The organism is Tundrisphaera macrotermitis, from assembly GCF_051175315.1.
In the GTDB taxonomy this organism is placed as follows: domain Bacteria; phylum Planctomycetota; class Planctomycetia; order Isosphaerales; family Isosphaeraceae; genus Tundrisphaera.
Genome location: NZ_CP195100.1, coordinates 4,824,243 through 4,841,555, shown reverse-complemented (window position 1 = coordinate 4,841,555; position 17,313 = coordinate 4,824,243). Strand labels below are relative to the sequence as shown.

The window sequence follows — 17,313 nt, the reverse complement described above, 5'->3', positions numbered from 1 at the left end:
GTGCGGCGGACGTTCTTTGACAATCCGGTTAGGATGGGGGCAGGTCCGCGCCCGATCGGCCGACCGTCGGCCCGGCCACGCCCGGGGCGAACGTCCCGCACGCCCGATGCCCCCGGATGAGTCCGCCATGCCCCCGACCCTCGCGATCCCCCGCGAAATCCACGACGCGATGGTGGGCCACTGCGTCCGCGAGGCCCCCCTGGAATGCTGCGGGCTGCTGGGCGGGGTCGACTCCCTGGTCTCGTCGTTCCACCCGATGCGGAACGCGTCGGCCAGCGAGACCCGGTACGACGCCGACCCCAAGGACCTGATCGAGGCGGTGCAGTCGCTCCGCGCCCGGGGGGCGGAGATCCTGGCCATCTACCACTCGCACCCGCGCTGGGCCGCCGTGCCCAGCAAGACCGACCTGCGCGAGAACCACTACGGCCCGGTCCCCCGGATCATCGTCTCCCTGCTGGGCCCGACCCCCGAGGTCCGGACCTGGCGGCTCGACCCGGAGACCTACGAAGAACTGCCCTGGCGGATCGTCGAGGACGGCACGGCCCGCTGATCCGGGCGGGGGCGGCGAATTCGGCTTTCAACGGGACGCAAATCCCCCCATAATGGGGCTTTCCCGGGGCCACAGATCCCCCCGCCCGCGCCGCCCCGACCGGGATGGGCGGGCCGGGACGACCGAACGACGAGGGGCCGAGACGCCGATGGTGAGCGATCATTTCCTGTCGCTTCTGGTCTGCCCGATGGGCCACGCCCCGCTCCGCCGCGAGGGGGACGCGCTGATCTGCACCCGCTGCGGGCTCAAGTTCGCCATCAACGACGACATCCCCAACATGATCGTCGAGGAGGCCGAACTCCCCCCCGGCGTCGCCAGCCTGGATGACCTGGCCTGCGCCAAGGCCGACGCCGGATCCAACCCGGCCTGATCCGGCCGACCGACCGCCCGAGGCATCGCCGGTCCCATGCCCGGGATCGAAGAATTTCATCGTCTCCATGCCACCCCGCGATCCATCCTGTAAACTTCAGGAGGTCGTGGGGACGCCGTGGCCCCGACGCGAACGGGCCCGTGCGCTCCGGGGGTGGCATGCGACGCGACGCGAACGGGAATCGCCGGGGGATCCGCCGGGCGTTCGGCCTGGCGCCGCGTCCGGAGCCCCTGGAAGGGCGGGCCGTGCCGGCGACCTTGCTGGTGACCAGCACCGGCGACGCCGGACCCGGCACCCTGCGCGACGCCATCGAGCGGGCCAACCTCGACCCGGGCGGGGACACGATCGCGTTCGCCCCGTCGGTCGTCGGGGAGATCGGCCTGGCCTCCGCCCTGCCGGACCTGTCCACCGACATCGCCATGGCCGGCCCGGGCTCGCGGAATTTGACCGTGACCCGCGGCATCGGGGCGGGGCCCTCCCCCTTCCGCATCTTCACCGTGACGGCGTTCGCCCGGGTGGAGATCACCGGCCTGACCATCTCCGGCGGCCAGGCCGAGACCGGCGGCGGCATCGACAACGCGGGCACCCTCCGGCTCGCCGACGCCACCGTCTCCGGGAATCAGGCCCAGGGACGGGCGGCCCCCGATCCCGGCGGCGGGATCAGGGCGGGCGATGGCCGGGGCGGTGGGATCAACAACGCGGGCACGATGACGATCGAGAATGCCCGGATCGAAGGCAATCGGGCCAACGGGAGCAATGGCGAGGATTTGAAGCCGACGCCCTCCGGGGCGGCCTCGGGCGGCGGGATCGCCAACTCGGGCACGATGACGATCGCCGACACCACGATCGACCGCAACTCGGCCAACGGCGGGGGCCAGTTCTTCTTCCGCCCCGGCGCGGGCGGTGGGATCGAAAACCTGGGCACGCTGACGGTCATCCGCTCCACCCTCAGCAACAACGAGAGTTTCGGCGGGTCCAGCAACGGCGGCGGGATCGCCAACGCGGGCACGGCGACGATCACCACTTCCACGTTCAGCCGCAACTCGTCCAACGTCACGAGTGGATATGGCTCGACGGGCCGGGGAGGCGCGATCGACAACGGGGGCCTGCTGACGGTCACCAGCTCCACCCTCGTGGGCAACTTTGCCGGCGGGCGACTGACGAATGGGCCGGGCGACGGGATCTACAACGCCGAGACCGGCCGGATAGCCATCGGCTCGACCATCCTGGCCAACTACTTCGAGTCCGTCCCCAGCTTCGGCCGCAACGTGTTCAACATGAACGGCCGGGTGACCTCGCTGGGCCACAACCTGTTCACCGACGCCCCCGAAGTCCCCCTCGACCCGACCGACCTGGTGAACACCGACCCCATCCTCTCCCCCCTGGGCGACTTCGGCGGCCCGACCTGGACCCACGCCCCGGTCCCGGGCAGCCCGGCCATCGACGCCGGGGCCGCCTCGGCCGATCCGGGCACGGACCAGCGGGGGGTCGCCCGCCCGCAGGGCTCCGCCCCGGACATCGGCGCCTTCGAGTCGCGCGGCTTCGTCATCGCCATCCAGGAGGGGGACGACCAGTCCGCCACGGTCGGTTCCACGTTCGCCCGGCCGCTCGCCGTGACCGTCACCAGCCCGTTCGGCGAGCCGGTGGCCGGCGGCCGGGTCAACTTCGCCGCCCCGAGTGCCGGCGCCTCGATTGCCGGGACCGTGGGCACCGAGACGATCGACGCGGACGGCCGGGCGGCGGTCCAGGCCGTGGCCAACGGGATCGCCGGGTCCTACGCCGTCTTCGCCGGCACCTCCGGGGCGGCCGGCATCCCGTTCCGGCTGACCAACCGGACCGACCCCGGCGTGGGCCCCCGACCCGACCGGATCGGCCCGGCTGTCGTGGGCTTCCGGCGATCGAACTTCGGCCGGCGGAACGCCTCCCTGACCCTCGCCTTCGGCGAGCCGCTGGACCCGGCCCGCGCCTCCGACCTGGCCAACTATCGCCTGGTCGGCCCCGGCCGCGACGGCCGGTTCGGCACCCGCGACGATCTCCGGATCCGGATCCGGTCGGCGGATTACGACCAAGCCACGGCCACGGTCACGCTCCGGCCCCCGGCCCGGCTCATCCTCCGCGGTCGGTTCCGGCTCACGCTCAACGGCATGCCCCCGGGCGGGATCGCCGACGCGGCCGGCCATCTCCTCGACGGCGATGGCGACGGCCGGCCCGGCGGCGATTTCGTCGCGACCTTCCGCGAGCCGGCGAAGGCGGGCCGTCGCTGACCCGCCCCGATAGGTCCGGGAGCCCAGGGCGGGCCGCCTCGCCGCATCGGGAGGCCAGCAGCAGGGTCCGGCCGCCGGCCCCGCATCAGGGGATGGGACCGTCAGTACGGCCGGCCGGGCCGAATCCCGCCTCGGCCTCCGCCTCGCGGTAGTCCTCGGGAGTGTTGAGGTTGCGGAGCGTGGCGAGGTCCGGGTCGACCTCTCGCATCGCCTCGGCGGGCAGCTTCAGGGTGTCGAGGACGTCGATTATGTCCCGGAGCCGCGACCGGCCTTCCCTCATCAACCCATCCATGGCCGGCAACACGGCCGCGACCCGATACAGGGCGGCCAGGGGGTGCGGGAAGCCGCCGGCATGGACGACCGCCGCGTCGCGGTCGCCGATCAGGGCGGCCAGATGCTCGATCCAGCCCGGATGGAGGAACGGGGCGTCGGTGCCGGTGGCATAGGCCAGGGAGGTTTCGGGCGGCAGGGCCCGGCATCCCGCCGCCAGGCCCGGCAAAGGGCCGAGGTCGGGGACGGGGTCGCGGACGACCCGGACACCGCGAGGCAGCGGGGGCAGATCCTGGGCGGCGGCGGCGACCACCACGATCGGCCCGGCCGACGCGGCGACCAGGCGGACGACCCTCTGGAGCAACATCTCGGGGCCGAACCGGAGGCTGGCCTTGTCGTTCCCCATCCGCCGGGCCCGGCCGCCGCAGAGGATGACCCCGCCGATGCTCATGGGTCAGGGGGCGGCGAAGCGGGCGGTGAGTTCGTCGAACCCGGCGATCCGCGCGGCGGGGACGTCGGGGAAGTCTTCCCAGAGGAAGGCCTTGAAGGCGGCGTCGCCGGCCCGGTCGAAGAACTGGAACGAGTGGGTCGCCCAGGTCGAGTCGTGGCCGATCTTGCGGACCGAGTAGATCGACCCGATCTCCTCGTGGAGGATGTGCATGTCCAGGGTGTCGGTCTGGACGTTGAAGAACGGCCCCTGGTCGCTGAACCCGCCGAACTCCCCGACCGACTCGATCACCGCCGCCCGGCTCCGGACGAAGACCCGCATCGTCCCCAGGGCGGGGAACGACTCGACCAGCTCGCGGAACCGACCGGCGTCGAGCCGGACGATCGGCAGGATGCCGACCAGCGCCTCGACCACATCCCGCTCGGGGACGCCGAACTTCCGCGCCGCCATCATGGTCATCCGCGAGGGGTCGGCGCGGAACTGCTCGCGGATCTGCTCGAAGACATCGGCATCCGTCGCCACGTTCGTTTCCATGTCCGTCTCCAGGGCCATCTCCAGGTTTGTCGGAATCCAGGATAACCGAGCGAGGCCCCGGGCGGCGAGCCCTGCGGGGTCAATCGCCCGGGTCGATGACCCGCCGGATCAGCTCGTCGAAGGTCTCGGGCTCCTCGTCGAGGTCGATATCGTCCTCGGCGATCCAGAGGATCCTCGGCTCCTCCCCCGCGTTGTAGTCGAGCAGCAGGTGGCTCGCATCGAGATTCCCGATCCGCAAGACCTGCCCCGGATCGCCGATGCGGTAGATCGGCTCCCCGGTGTCGGCGTCCCGGTCGTTGTCGTCGCGGAAGAGGTGGTCCCATTCGGGCAGGGAGAGCGGCTCGAAGCGTTCCAGCGGCTCGATGCCGAGCAGCCCATCGGTGCCCCGGACCACGCCCCCGTTCCGGATCATCAGCATCCGGGCGAGGGTCGCCGGCAGTCGGACGCCGAACTCCTGCTCCCACTCCCGGACCCGCTCGGCGCTCACCGCGGGGGCGGGGTCGTCCCACTCATCCTCTTCCCAGATCGATCGGAGGTCGTCGGGCATCGGGCGGAGGCTCCCGCGGGGTCACGGCGGAAGGAGTTCAGCGGGGCGGGCCCCGGAAATCGTCCAGGACGTCGGCGAGGATCTGGTCGAGCTTCCGCGTCGGCCGGTAGTCGATCAGGCGGCGGATCTTGCCCAGGTCGGGGACGCGGCGGACCATGTCCTCGAAGCCGGCGGCATAGGCCTCTCCGTAGGGGACCATCCGGATCGGGCTGCGGTCGCCGGTGAGGGCCCGGACCCGCTCGGCGAGCTGGAGGATCGTCACCTCCTCATCATTGCCGATGTTGTAGACGTTGCCCCGGGCCTCGGGCCGGCCCATCAGGGCGATTAAGGCCCCGACCACGTCGGCGACGTGGGCGAAGCAGCGGGTCTGCCGGCCGTCGCCGTACACGGTCAAGGGCTCCCCGGCCAGCCCTTGCGCGAGGAACCGGGGGATCACCATCCCGTACTGGCCGGTCTGGCGGGGGCCGACGGTGTTGAACAGGCGGGCGATCACCACCGGCAGCCGGGTCTCGTTCCAGTGGGCCATGGCCAGGAACTCGTCCAGGGCCTTGGCGCAGGCGTAGGCCCAGCGGCGGGTGTTGGTCGGCCCGATCACGCAGTCGTCGCCCTCGGCGAACGGGATCTTCTCGCTCTTGCCGTAGACCTCGCTGGTGGAGGTCAGCAGCACCGGGCGGCGATAGCGGGCGCACGACCGGAGCACGGTGTCGGTGCCGCCCACGATCGTCTCGATCGTCTTGACCGGCTGGTCCACCACCAGCCGCACCCCCACGGCGCTGGCCAGGTGGAACACCGCCTCGCTCTCGACCACGCACCGCTCGACGATGGCCGGGTCGATCACGCTGGCCACCCGCAGCTCGAAGCCGGGCCTCCCCTCCAGATGGGCCACGTTCTCGTACCGGCCGGTGCTCAGGTCGTCGAGCACCAGGACGCGATGGCCGTCGGCCAGCAGGCGGTCGGCCAGGTGGCTGCCGATGAACCCCGCGCCGCCGGTGATCAGATAATGCATGGGAGACCCTTCGGGTTCGGTCGGCGGGCGTCCCGCTCGGGGGCGGCCCCGCCGGCCGGGCGCCCATCAGTCGATCGGGACATTCCAGTAGGCTTCGCTGAGGAACCGGGACCAGCTCTCGATGCGGATCGGGGAGGCGTCGTAGAACGGCCTCCACTGGGGGCGGACCGGGGCCTTCCGGAGCTTCATGTGGGCCTGCTCCGGGGTGCGGTTGGCCTTGCGCGAGTTGCAGGGGACGCAGGCCAGGACGCAGTTCTCCCAGGTGGTGGCCCCGCCCCGGGACCGGGGGATGACGTGGTCGATGGTCAGCTCCGAGGTCCCCGGCTGGGCGCCGCAGTACTGGCAGGTCGTGTGGTCGCGCTTGAACAGGTTGCGGCGGCAGAAGGTGACGGCGTCGGAACGCGGCCGGTCGTGGCGGGTCAGGGTCAGCACCTCGGGCACCCGCATCCGGAACCCGGCCGTGCGGATGAACGGGTCGCCGTCGCGCGGGGCGAGCCGCGACCAGTCGGCCCAGGAGTAGGGCCGGAAGTCCTCGGGGTCGATCGCGTAGGCGGCCTCGTTCCACAGCATCGTCAGCGACCGGGCGACGGTCGCCACGTTCACCGGCATCCAGTGCCGGTTGAGCACCAGGGTCGGACGTTCCAGCACGCAGCTACCAACCATGCGAAGCCTCCCGAGCGGGTCAGGGGACCGGGGGAGTCGAACCCCCATGGCGGGACCGGGCGCGAACCGGGCGGGACGCGCGTCGGACTATTACAACATACCCGACGGCCGCGAGAAACGCCCCGATCGCCGACGGTCGCCGTGTCCCTCCTCCAGAGCGACCGGTTAGGATGAGGTTCAGGGCGAAATCGACCGGGCAGGACGAGGGCGGACGATGAAGGCGGAGATCATCGCGATCGGCAGCGAGTTGGTCAGCGGGCAGTCGCTCGACACCAACAGCCAGTGGCTCTGCCAGCGGTTGGGCGAGCTGGGGATATCGGTCCATTACATCACCGCGCTGGGGGACGACCTCGCGGAAAACGTCGGCGTGTTCCTGGCCGCGATCGCCCGGGCCGACCTGGTCATCACCGGCGGCGGACTGGGGCCGACCCAGGACGACCTCACCCGCGAGGCCCTGGCCTCCGCGGCCGGGGTGACGCTGGTCGAGGACGCCGCCTCCCTGGAGGCGATCCGGACCATGTTCGCCCGCCGCAACCGGGTGATGGCCGAGCGGAACCGGATCCAGGCCCTGCTCCCCGCCGGGGCGACCCCCCTGCCCAACGCCATCGGCACCGCGCCCGGCATGGCGATGGAGATCGATGGCACCCTGGTCGCCTGCCTGCCCGGCGTCCCTCGCGAATTGAAGCAGATGTTCTTCGATCAGGTCGTCCCCCTGCTCCGCCGCACCGGGCGGATCTCCCGGACGATCGTCCATCGCAAGATCAACATGTTCGGCAAGGGGGAGTCGGAGATCGAGGCCGACGCCCTGGACCTCACCGCCCGGGGCCGCGTGCCCGAGGTGGGCATCACCGCGTCGGACGCCACGATCGCCTTCCGGGTGATCGCCGAGGGGGCGACCGAGGCCGAGGCCGTCGCCCTGATGGAGCCGACCGTCGCCGAGATCTACCGCCGCTTCGGCGACCTGATCGTGGGCGAGGGGGCCGACGACGTGGTCGACGGGCTGGTCCGCGAACTCAAGCGGGCCGACCTCACCATCGCCACCGCCGAGTCCTGCACCGGCGGGATGATCGCGGAGAAGCTCACCTCGGTCCCCGGCGTCAGCCGCTACTACCCGGGCAGCATCGTCTCCTATTCCAACCAGGCCAAGGCCCAGGTTTTGGGCGTGCCGACGTCCCTCCTCATCGAGCACGGCGCCGTCTCCGCCGAGGTCGCCGCCGCGATGGCCGAGCAGGTCCGCGAGCGGTTCGGCTCGGACATCGGCGTCTCCGTCACCGGCTACGCCAGCCCCGGCGAGGGCGTCCCCCCCGAGTCGGTCGGCCTGGTCTACCTCGGCATCGCCACCTCCGAGAAGGTCCAGACCCGCAAGATCGAGGTCGGCCCCGAACAGCCCCGCGAGATCATCCGCCGCCGCGCCACCAAGCAGGCCCTCAACTGGGCCCGGCTTACGATCCGGCATCTCTCCAATCGATCCGACACGTGAGACGGACCGAAGCTCAGGAGTCCTGCGAGCCCCCACGAAGCCCCTCGATCGCCGCCGGCGAGGGGCGTGCCCCCCAGGTACCGTATCGATCCTGACCCCAGGTCAGGAAACCCCGGCGAAGAAGCGTCTTGAACGAATCGGCGTAGGAGGGGATCAGCTCCCGATCGAGGTCATCGGCAGGGATGATCGTGGCCTTCGCCTCGGCCTCCTTGACGACCGAAGCACCGGCGTCGATCAGGCCGAGGATGCCACGGAGCATCATCGCCTCGACAGGTGTCAGTCGCTGACCATCGATTTCGATGATTCCCTCGATCGTGGCGAGGATCTGTTTCGTGGCCAAGGAGTCCGGGATTCGGGCCAGGGCGAGATTCTTGATCCGTCTGAGACGATTCTCTCCCACATGATGACCCGTCCCGAATAAATAAGCCGCCTCGCCGACCAGTGATTCCAACTCCGAATCGCTCAGGTCGTCCCGGACGACAAGCCGGGAGTAACGCCGAAGGCGCTCGCTCAGGTGGTGTTGACGCCTGCGGCACTCCGTGCAGCGGACGCATTGGCTAGAGTGGATGTGGAAGTGGAGGTCTTCGAACCAATGCTTCTGTTCGAGGGCGAAGAAGATGAATGGACGTCCGCAGTTCCGGCACTGCCGGAGGACATCCACGTAATGGGGAATTGGATAGGCCGTGAAATTCTGCCGGGTGAGATCAGCCGGGACCACCACATCGGGGCGATATGCCACGCCAAAGCGAGGATGGGGAACGAGATTGTCCGGGAGTTCGGGGAGTCTCCGAAGGCGTTTATCACAACCAAGATCACTCATTTTTTGCTCCATCAGCCTCGACCTTTCTCGCCGCGGGGATGCGAAGGGCTGAGGCTTCGGATAGAGGTGGCACGGGCATGGGTCGCAGCTGATCCCCGAACCAACGGACCGCATCGGAGTCAATGATTCGAAGCCCTCGACCTATCGGAGCGGACTCGCTGAAGTTCGGTGAATTTTCCCAGGGAGAAGACGGAATGGCAACGCGTAGAACCTTCCTCCAAAATGGCCTGGCGGGCGGGGCCATCGGCCTGACCGCCGTCCGGGGGATCGCGGCCGAGGGGGCCGACCCCTCGCCGGAGGCCGCGCCGCCGGACGCCGACAGCCGGCTGAGCATCGGCATCCTCATCTTCCCCCGCATGGACCAGATCGACTTCACCGGGCCGTTCGAGGTGTTGTCGCGGGTGCCGGACGCCGCTGTCCACGTCATGGCGAAGGAGAAGGCCCCGATCCGGGACATCAAGGGGCTGATCCTGACCCCGGAGGTGACGCTGGCCGAGGCCCCGCCGCTCGACGTGCTGGTGGTGCCCGGAGGGCCGGGGCAGCAGGCGTTGATGGAGGATGAGGCCGTGCTGGCCATCCTCCGGGACCGCGCGGCGAAGGCCCGCTACGTCTACTCGGTCTGCACCGGGGCGCTGGTCTGCGGGGCGGCCGGGCTGCTCAAGGGGGTCCGGGCGACGACGCACTGGGGGTCGTTCGACCTTCTCCGGTACTTCGGGGCGATCCCGGTCGAAGAAAGGGTCGTGCTGGACGGCAAGATCCTGAGCGCCGCGGGAGTGACCGCCGGCATCGACGGGGCGTTGCGGCTGGCCGCGCTGCTCCGGGGCGATCGGGCGGCCCAGGCCATCCAGCTCGGCATCGAATACGCCCCGGAGCCGCCGTTCCAGAGCGGCACCCCGAAGACCGCCCCGCCGGAGGTTTTGGAGGCGGTCCGGGCCGAGACCCGCACGCTCAAGGCGGCGCGGACCGAGACGGCCAGGCGGATCGCCGCCCGGTTGGGGGTGGATGCCGGGGAGTGAGGCGACGCCATCTTCCGTGCCGGGGCCGCTCGCGAAGATCGGCCCCGGGCGGATGGCAGGCCGCATCGCCCGCGGGAGTTACGCCGAATCCGCCCGGTCACTCCCCGCCGCGTGGGGGCTACCGCGTGAGGGACGCGGTCCTGCCGGCGGCGTCGGCGGTGCGGGTGGAGGGAGGCCGGCGAGCCCGCCAGATGCCGTAACGGCCGACCTTCTCCTCCAGGACATAGTCGCGCCCGATCCGGGCGAGCAAGGCGAGGTGGGCGTCGTTCCAGTTGGCCGGCTTCGGCCTGGGCTCGCGGGCGATCCAGACATCGACGCCCGCGGCGGACAGCCGCTCCTCGGCCTCGGCCAGCTGATCCTTGCGGAGGACCTGGGTCACCAGGGACGTGTAGCGGTCCCAGGGCGGGCAGCCCGACGCGAGGTAGAACCGGGTATCGGCCGGGTCGAGCACGGCCACGGTGGTCCCCTGCGCCCGCATCCGCTTCATCCGGCGGACCACCGCGCGGAACTCATCGACCTCGCCGCGACGGGCGTCGGGCAGTCCCTTGACGTCCGCCATCAGCGTCAGGCCCCGGGCTTGAGGCTTATCGACCAGGCGATCCCAGGGGTGGGGATACGCCCGGAATCCGGATCCCGTCACCAGCACCAGGAGCGCCAGCCCCAGGGCCAGGCGGGGGGACCACGCCGCAATCGAGGCCCGCCCGGACCATCGCCCGACGGCCAGGGCGACCAGGCCAACCGCGATCACGCAGAACGGCACGCCCGCATGATAAAGGTTGAATGGGTGGCTGCGGTTGACGTACTGGAGCAACTGGCAGAGCCCGTAGGCCGACACGCAGCCCCCCAGCACCAGCCCGCGCGAGGCCCGCCGGCCGGGCAGCGCGGCAAGCATCAGGCCGACCAGCGTCAGGTAGGTGCCGGCCATCGCCAGGAACACGATCGGCCCGGTCAGGCCATCGATGGCCCGGATCGGCAGGGCCGACACCCCGCCGCCGTAAAGCCGCAACGGCTCCAGCCAGCCCATCCAGAACTCGCGTCGGAGCAGCGTCCCCCGGCTGGCGATGGCCAGCCCCGCGAGCAAGGTGGCCGCCATTGCGCCCCCGGCGAGCACGCACCGCCCGAAGAACGCACGCACCGCCCCGACCCGCGACCCGATCTCCGGAAAGGCGGAAGGGCAACCCGGCAGGCAGGCCAGCGCGAGGCCGAGGGTCGCCGCGAGATAGAGGCCCGTGTCGGTCTCGAACAGGATCGACAGGCCGACGAGCATCCCCGCCAGGGCGATCCAGCGCCTCCGGCCCGAATCGAGGTGCAGCCCGAGGGCGAGGAAGAACCAGACGTCCATCGGCGCCCGGAGCACGGACGACGACGGGGTCAGCCAGATCGTCATCCGGGGGAAGACCCCGATGTGCATCTGCACGTAGATCGCCAGGACGGCCCCGGCCGCCGCCCATGCGGTGTTCTTCAGGAACAGCCGCAACCCGAGGAAGACCCCGACGAAGTACAGGATCCCGCAGGACAGCGTGACCGCCAGGACGTTCCCGTAGGTGACGGGCAGCCACGGCGAGAGGCCGGCGAAGAGGACCGGCCAGGCGACCCCGTACTGCGAGTAGACCTCGGTGCCGAGCGCCCCCCCGTGGAGATAGCGCAGGGTCGGCCCCATGACGAAGAAGTCCCAATGGTGGAACGGGATGCTCTCCAGGGCGGCGATCCGGCCGGCGAGCCGCGAGGACGAGGGGACCGCCACCAGCAGGATGATCAGCCCCACCGCCGAGGCGTCGGCGACGACCCTCCGCCACGGAGCGAGGGGGGCCGGCCCGCCATCGCCGGATGGCTCGACCCCCTGGTCCCTCCACCGCCTCGCCCGGCCGTGGAACAGTCCGCGGGCCGCCGGCCCCCTCCGCCCGCCCGCCAGGAAGGCGGCCACGGCCAGGGCGCCCGGGGCGACCAGCGAGGCGGCCCGCCAGGGCGACATCGGGTCGGGGGTGGGCGGGACCCGGGAGAGGCTTGCGAGGAAGGCGGCCGTCGCGAGGACCGCCAGCAGGGCCGGCCGGGCGTTCCCGGCGTCCCTCCTGAAGCGTGCCAGGCCGAAGGCGAGCGCGAGGCCGGCGAGGCAGCCGGCCGCGTAGAGGGGCAGGTCGTACTCGGGCCGGAAGAGGTCTCGGCCCCGCGCGGTCAGTTCCGCGAACGCCGCCGGCTCCAGGGTGCGGGCGACGAGCAGCATGGCCGCGAGCATCGATTGCAGTCCGACCGCGACCCCGAGCGCGATCGTGCCGGCGGAGATCCCGGCGGTGCGGGCCTCGTCGCCGCGCCGGAGCCGTCGGCTGATCCAAGCCCGATGCGCCTGCCTGACCACCCCGCGTGTCCGCGCCGTCATCGTGCCGAGCCCCCTCATCGTCGTCGATGGATCGCCACGCTCCTTGCTCAAGGATCGGGGCCGTGGGGCGGCATCCTAAGCAACACGTGATTTCCCGTATAGCCGAGATGCTCCTCGGGCGGGATCCGGCGCGGCGGGGCTCAGCCCGCCTCCCCCCGGCAGGCCATGTACAACGCCCAGAGGCCCGGCGACGGCTCGGGGCCGCGCGCGGCCCCGCCGCGCACGGCCTCGTCCCAGTGGGCGATCACCTCGGGGGTGAGGAAGGCGGTGATGGCGACGGGCTTGCCCAGGCGGGCGACCCTGGTGGCGTGGCGGACGACGTCCGAGAAGTCCAGGCCACGGATCGCCGCCACCTCGTCCGGGGCGAACCCGCGGTCGAGCAGCCGCCAGGTCCATTCCTCGGTCGAGACCTGGGGACGGCCGGGGGTGGTCGCTTTGCGGGCCGGCTTCGGCTTCGTTTCGGCGCGAGCCGCCGGGGCCGGCGTTGGCTTCGTTTCGCCCCGCTCCTCCGATTCGAGATCGTCGGGTCCGATGGAGGGGAGGTCGTCGATCGGGATCGGGGCGGGGGCCGGCGTTGGCTTCGTTTGGGGCGAGGCCGGCGGGGGCGTGGCGGACTCGGCCTCGCCGGTGATCGCCGCGATCAGGGCGGCCCCATAGCGTTCGAGCTTGTAGGGGCCCATCCCCTTGATGGCGGCCAGCTCGTGGGGCGTGCGGGGGCGGGCCCGGACCATCGCCTCCAGGGTCATGTCCGAGAAGATCGTGTAGCGGGGCTGCTTGACCTCGGCGGCCCACCGGTTCCGCATCTCGCGGAGCACCGTCCACAGGGGGTCGGAGGCATACTCCGACGGGGCGGCTTCGATGTCGGGCTCGCCGGGCTTCGACCCGGATGACGAGGAAGGGCGGGACGATGCCGTGCGGCCCATCCCCCCGCCCTGGACCTTCGCGAAAAGGTCGTCGGGCAGCGTCAGGGAGACCGGCGGGCGGTCAGGGCCCTTGAGGTAGTCGCGGCCTTCCGGGGTCAGGCTGATGGTGGCGCGGAAACGCTCGAACTCCTCGAACTGGACCAGGCCGGAGCCGGCGAGGGCGTCGAGCAGGGCGACGACCTCCGGCTGGCGGAAGGCCCCCAGGATCCCGAACGTGGTCAGCGAGGCGAGTCCCGCCCTGGTCATCTTCTCGGACGACGACCCGGTGAGCATCTGGGCCACCATGATCTTGCCGAACCGGCCCCGGGCCCGGGCCACGCCCGAGAGGGCCTTGAGGATGATCTCCCGGCCGGATTCGGTATCGATTTGCCGCGAGGTCGGGACGTCGGGATGGTCGTCGTCGCCCGAGGTCCCGCAGTTGTCGCAGCTCCCGCAGGTCGACGCCTCGGCGTCGCCGAAGTACCCCAGGATGTAGGCCCGCCGGCACGCGTTGGTCTGGGCGTACCGGAGCATCCGTTCGAGCTTGTCGTATTCGCGCTTCTTGCGCTGGTCCAGCGCCTTGAAGTCGATTACGAGGTCGCGCGACCGCTTGTTGCGGTCGTTGACCCGGACGGCGTTGCCCCGGAACGGCGGGACGTAATCGATGGGCAGGTCGGCCGCCAGGTTCTTGATGGCGCGGGTCAGGGCCGAGCGCTCGATGCCGAGCTTGCCGGCGAACTCGTCGGGGTTGAAGTAGACCGCCTCGCCGAACCGGCGGTTGACGATCCCCTCGATCCCCCGCAGGGCCAGCAACTGCACCGTGGCCGACGGGCTGACCCGGCCGATCAGGCTGGGCTCGTCGGGCTCGGCGTTGATCCGGACGATGGCCATGTTCTCGCGGGGCCGGAACCGCTCCACCGCCCCCGCCCCTTCGAGGATCTTCAGGGCCGTGCCGATGGCCGACTCGTTGAGGTCGACCCGCGACGACTCCTTGATCTCGGCGTGGGTCAGCTCGATCGGGTCGGCGTCCAGCCCCCGGAGGAAATCGTAGACCCGGTACACCGCGTCCGGCGGCGGGTACTCGTTCTCGATGAACATCTCCTGGAGGAAGCGGTCCTGCGGGGCATACAGCAGGACGCACCGGGCCCGGTTGCCGTCGCGACCGGCGCGGCCGGCCTCCTGGTAATACGCCTCCAGCGTCCCCGGCAGGTTGAAGTGGACCACCGAGCGGATGTCCGCCTTGTCCACGCCCATGCCGAAGGCGTTGGTGGCCACCACCGTCTCGACCTCGCCGGACATGAACCGGTCCTGGGCGGAGGCGCGTTCTTCCCGGCTCAGCCCGGCGTGGTAGACCACGGTCGGCCGCCGCAGCTCGCGCTCCAGGTACTGCCCCACGGTCTCGCACCGGGCGCGGCTGGAGGCGTAGACGACGGCCGGGCCGGGCATCCTCTGGAGGGTGCTGGCCAGGACGGCGAGCTTGTCGGCGTCCTTGGTCGCCTTGACCACGGCGTAGGTCAGGTTGGGCCGGTCGAACCCGGTGACGAACTGCGCCGGGTCGCGGAGGTCGAGCTGGTCGGCGATGTCGCGGCGGACCAGATCCGTGGCGGTGGCGGTCAGGGCGATGCACGGGGGCGACCCGATCTGGCGGCGGGCGTAGCCGATCCGGGCATAATCGGGCCGGAAGTCGTGGCCCCACTCGCTGATGCAGTGCGCCTCGTCGACCGCCAGAAGGGCCGGCTTGACACGGGCCATGGTCTCGACGAACCGGGGGCTGCGGAACCGCTCCGGGGCGACGTAGACGAGGTCATGGAGCCCGGCCTCGATCTCGGCCAGCCGCGCCTTCTGCTCGGCCGGGTCGAGCGTGCTGTTGAGCAGCGTCGCCCGCAGGCCCCGGGCCTGGAGGGCGTCGACCTGGTCCTTCATCAGCGCGATCAGGGGGCTGACCACCAGCGTCGGCCCGCGCAGGAGGACGGCCGGGAGCTGATAGCAGAGGCTCTTGCCGCCGCCGGTCGGCATCACGCACAGGACGTCGCGGCCGCCCAGGACGTTCTCGATCACCTCGCGCTGGCCGGGCCGGAATCGCTCCAGTCCGAAGCGATCGCGCAACGGGCGTTCCAGGTCGGCGGCGACGTCGGCCATGCTCATGGGCGGGCGGTCCCGGGTCGTTCAGGTCGGAGCGACCCCCATTATACGACGCCCGTTCACCATCCGCGACCCGGACTGCCCGACCGGAGCGGGGCCGAACCCCTCCGGGGCGAGCCGGCCCCCGGTTCCCGCCGGCCCGCCGCGACATCGCCCCCTCCTCCGGAAAGGCGGCGCGGTCCCCGGCCGGCAACCGTGGCCGAGCCCGGCCCCGGCGACCCGCACCGGCCGGGCCGGCAGATCAAAGGGGCCCCGGGCGATTGGCGGGGATCCGCCGGCACGGTTTCCCGGTCAATCCTCGGAGGCCGACGGGCCGGCTTCCCCCTTGTACTTCCGATTCTGGTCGCTCGGCGACAGGGGCACTTCGGGGCTCTCCGGCTTCTTCCCGGAGAATCGATCCACGACGGGGGGCGGGGCGGTGGGCAGCGGATCCTGCTGACAACCGGCGCACGTCGCGAGGCAGATGGCAAGCAGGCCCACGGGCTTCGGCACTCTCATCGGATCCCTCTGCGGTCGCTGGGTGGATCGTGGGAGGCGGCCCCGACATCCGCCCGGGGCGACGGCGGCCGTCGGGCGGGCGGGGCCGGATATCCATCAGAACGCGTCGGAGCTGACGACCTCGCCGCCGCCGCGGGTGCTGAGGGCGCGGTAGACGACCGCGTTGGTCGAATTCTTGAGGAACCGGACCGAACCGTCGCCGAACAGGAAGTTCGCCCCGCCCGGGTGGAGGCTGCGGAAGCCCCACTGCCCCATCTCCAGGGCGGCGGGCACGTTGCGCCATTCCGCCGAGCCGGTCGTGGGTACGTCGGGTGTGACGACGTTCGCGTTGATGCGGGGCACGGAGGAGGCGAGTCCCCCCTGGATGGTCGTCACGCCGGGGAAGGCGGACGGGCCGATCCAGTCGAAGATGCTCCAGTAGTTGCCGTAGCTCAGCAGGGGCCGGAGGAAATTCGAATACTCGCCGGCCAGGATCGTGTTGCTCGACCCGTCGCGGATGTCGGATAGGCCATAATTCCGGTTGCGGCCGAACATGCCGTCGGGCTCGACCTCATTGGGGCAGCTGGTGTAGCGGATGATGTCGATGGTCCCGAACATCCCGGCGTAGGAACCCTGGGAGTAGGGGTTCGTCCCGGTGATGGGGGTTGCCCGCAGGTCCGACGGGCAGACATAGACGGCCACGCGGGTATTCAGGCCCGTGTAGTTGATGGCGCCGGCATTGTCCGATCCCTGCATGTCCTTGGCCGCGAAGTTGAAGTTGATCGCGTTGAAGGCCGCCGTCTGCTCGACATAGGGGAGGAGCAGGGCCCACATCGTGTGCTTCTTGCGGGTCAACCAGTTCGACCCGTCGGTCGGGCAGGATGGCGTCCCCGTCTGGTTGCTGTTAGCGGTCACCGCGCCGATCGGCAACCGCCCGATCGCCGACTCGTAGTTGTGCATCGCTAGGCCGATCTGCTTCAGGTTGTTCACGCACTGGCTGCGGCGGGCGGCCTCGCGCGCCGCCTGAACGGCGGGCAGGAGCAGGGCGATCAAAACGGCGATGATCGCGATCACCACCAGAAGCTCGATCAGCGTGAATCCCCGAGGCGGGACGGCGGGCCGTGGGGCCGGGATGGTGCCACCTGATTCCAGGGGCGTCGATTCAACCGATCGCATTCGAGCACCTCGGTTCGGATCCTAATGTATCTTCGTTGAAAATGTCCGCGGCGCTTGGCCCATATGAGAACAGGATGCCAAAGACAGTTTAAGCAATCAGGGAGCCAAATCTTCAAGAGAAATCCCGCAATTCGGCCGCGCGGACTCTCATGGTGAATCCTTGATACGCCCAGGACCCCGTAAACCTCGGTTCAAGTGAGGGATGCGACCCCGGAGGCCGTGCCCTGGCGGATCCGGCCGGGACACGCCTCGCCCTGCATCGCCCGATGCGAAC

15 protein-coding genes are annotated in these 17,313 nt (G+C 70.8%); 5 read left to right on the top strand and 10 right to left on the bottom strand.

Annotated features, from left to right (window positions below; all coding sequences use genetic code 11):
• Positions 1-127: 127 nt before the first annotated feature.
• The 3 genes from TA3x_RS19560 to TA3x_RS19550 all read left to right on the top strand — a co-directional run bounded on the left by TA3x_RS19560 (position 128) and on the right by TA3x_RS19550 (position 3,184).
• The gene (locus TA3x_RS19560; RefSeq protein ID WP_435016347.1) at positions 128-550 is read left to right on the top strand and encodes a Mov34/MPN/PAD-1 family protein; all 423 of its coding nucleotides are present in this window, start codon (positions 128-130) and stop codon (positions 548-550) included.
• Positions 551-698: 148 nt separating this feature from the next.
• Positions 699-920: a Trm112 family protein gene (locus TA3x_RS19555; RefSeq protein ID WP_435016346.1), complete on the top strand. Its 222-nt coding sequence runs from the start codon at positions 699-701 to the stop codon at positions 918-920.
• Positions 921-1,078: 158 nt separating this feature from the next.
• Entirely contained in the window at positions 1,079-3,184 is a 2,106-nt protein-coding gene (locus TA3x_RS19550) for a choice-of-anchor Q domain-containing protein (protein WP_435016345.1), read from the top strand.
• 85 nt (positions 3,185-3,269) lie between these two features.
• Here the strand turns inward: TA3x_RS19550 and mobA are convergent, their stop codons facing one another.
• The 5 genes from mobA to TA3x_RS19525 form a co-directional block, all read right to left on the bottom strand.
• Positions 3,270-3,905, bottom strand: a complete 636-nt coding sequence (gene mobA, locus TA3x_RS19545; protein ID WP_435016344.1) for a molybdenum cofactor guanylyltransferase — start codon at positions 3,903-3,905, stop codon at positions 3,270-3,272.
• Between the two features lie 3 nt (positions 3,906-3,908).
• A complete protein-coding gene (locus TA3x_RS19540) occupies positions 3,909-4,436 on the bottom strand; it encodes a ChuX/HutX family heme-like substrate-binding protein (protein WP_435016343.1) in 528 nt (175 codons plus the stop codon).
• 79 nt (positions 4,437-4,515) lie between these two features.
• The gene (locus TA3x_RS19535) at positions 4,516-4,983 is read right to left on the bottom strand and encodes an SMI1/KNR4 family protein (RefSeq protein WP_435016342.1); all 468 of its coding nucleotides are present in this window, start codon (positions 4,981-4,983) and stop codon (positions 4,516-4,518) included.
• Between the two features lie 37 nt (positions 4,984-5,020).
• Positions 5,021-5,989 carry an NAD-dependent epimerase/dehydratase family protein gene (locus TA3x_RS19530; protein ID WP_435016341.1) on the bottom strand — a complete coding sequence of 323 codons (969 nt, stop codon included), beginning with the start codon at positions 5,987-5,989 and terminating at the stop codon, positions 5,021-5,023.
• 66 nt (positions 5,990-6,055) lie between these two features.
• Positions 6,056-6,652, bottom strand: a complete 597-nt coding sequence (locus TA3x_RS19525) for an HNH endonuclease (protein WP_435016340.1) — start codon at positions 6,650-6,652, stop codon at positions 6,056-6,058.
• Positions 6,653-6,866: 214 nt separating this feature from the next.
• On the opposite strand from TA3x_RS19525, the gene TA3x_RS19520 reads away from it, so the two are divergent.
• A complete protein-coding gene (locus TA3x_RS19520; RefSeq protein WP_435016339.1) occupies positions 6,867-8,132 on the top strand; it encodes a competence/damage-inducible protein A in 1,266 nt (421 codons plus the stop codon).
• A 13-nt stretch (positions 8,133-8,145) separates the two neighbouring features.
• On the opposite strand, the gene TA3x_RS19515 is transcribed toward TA3x_RS19520, so the two are convergent.
• On the bottom strand, positions 8,146-8,964 hold the full coding sequence (locus TA3x_RS19515; protein ID WP_435016338.1) for a zinc-ribbon domain containing protein: 819 nt from the start codon (positions 8,962-8,964) through the stop codon (positions 8,146-8,148).
• 182 nt (positions 8,965-9,146) lie between these two features.
• Between TA3x_RS19515 and TA3x_RS19510 the strand changes: the two genes are divergently transcribed.
• Complete coding sequence (locus TA3x_RS19510; RefSeq protein ID WP_435016337.1) at positions 9,147-9,968, top strand: DJ-1/PfpI family protein; 822 nt, start codon at positions 9,147-9,149, stop codon at positions 9,966-9,968.
• Between the two features lie 118 nt (positions 9,969-10,086).
• Here TA3x_RS19510 and TA3x_RS19505 read toward each other — a convergent pair whose 3' ends face one another.
• From TA3x_RS19505 to TA3x_RS19490, 4 genes are all read right to left on the bottom strand, one after another.
• Positions 10,087-12,342: a hypothetical protein gene (locus tag TA3x_RS19505; protein ID WP_435016336.1), complete on the bottom strand. Its 2,256-nt coding sequence runs from the start codon at positions 12,340-12,342 to the stop codon at positions 10,087-10,089.
• A 140-nt stretch (positions 12,343-12,482) separates the two neighbouring features.
• Positions 12,483-15,389 (bottom strand): RecQ family ATP-dependent DNA helicase, encoded by a 2,907-nt coding sequence (locus TA3x_RS19500; RefSeq protein WP_435016335.1) that lies wholly within the window; start codon positions 15,387-15,389, stop codon positions 12,483-12,485.
• A gap of 288 nt (positions 15,390-15,677) precedes the next feature.
• Positions 15,678-15,878: a hypothetical protein gene (locus TA3x_RS19495; protein WP_435016334.1), complete on the bottom strand. Its 201-nt coding sequence runs from the start codon at positions 15,876-15,878 to the stop codon at positions 15,678-15,680.
• A 102-nt stretch (positions 15,879-15,980) separates the two neighbouring features.
• The gene (locus TA3x_RS19490) at positions 15,981-17,039 is read right to left on the bottom strand and encodes a DUF1559 domain-containing protein (protein ID WP_435016333.1); all 1,059 of its coding nucleotides are present in this window, start codon (positions 17,037-17,039) and stop codon (positions 15,981-15,983) included.
• Positions 17,040-17,313 lie beyond the last annotated feature (274 nt).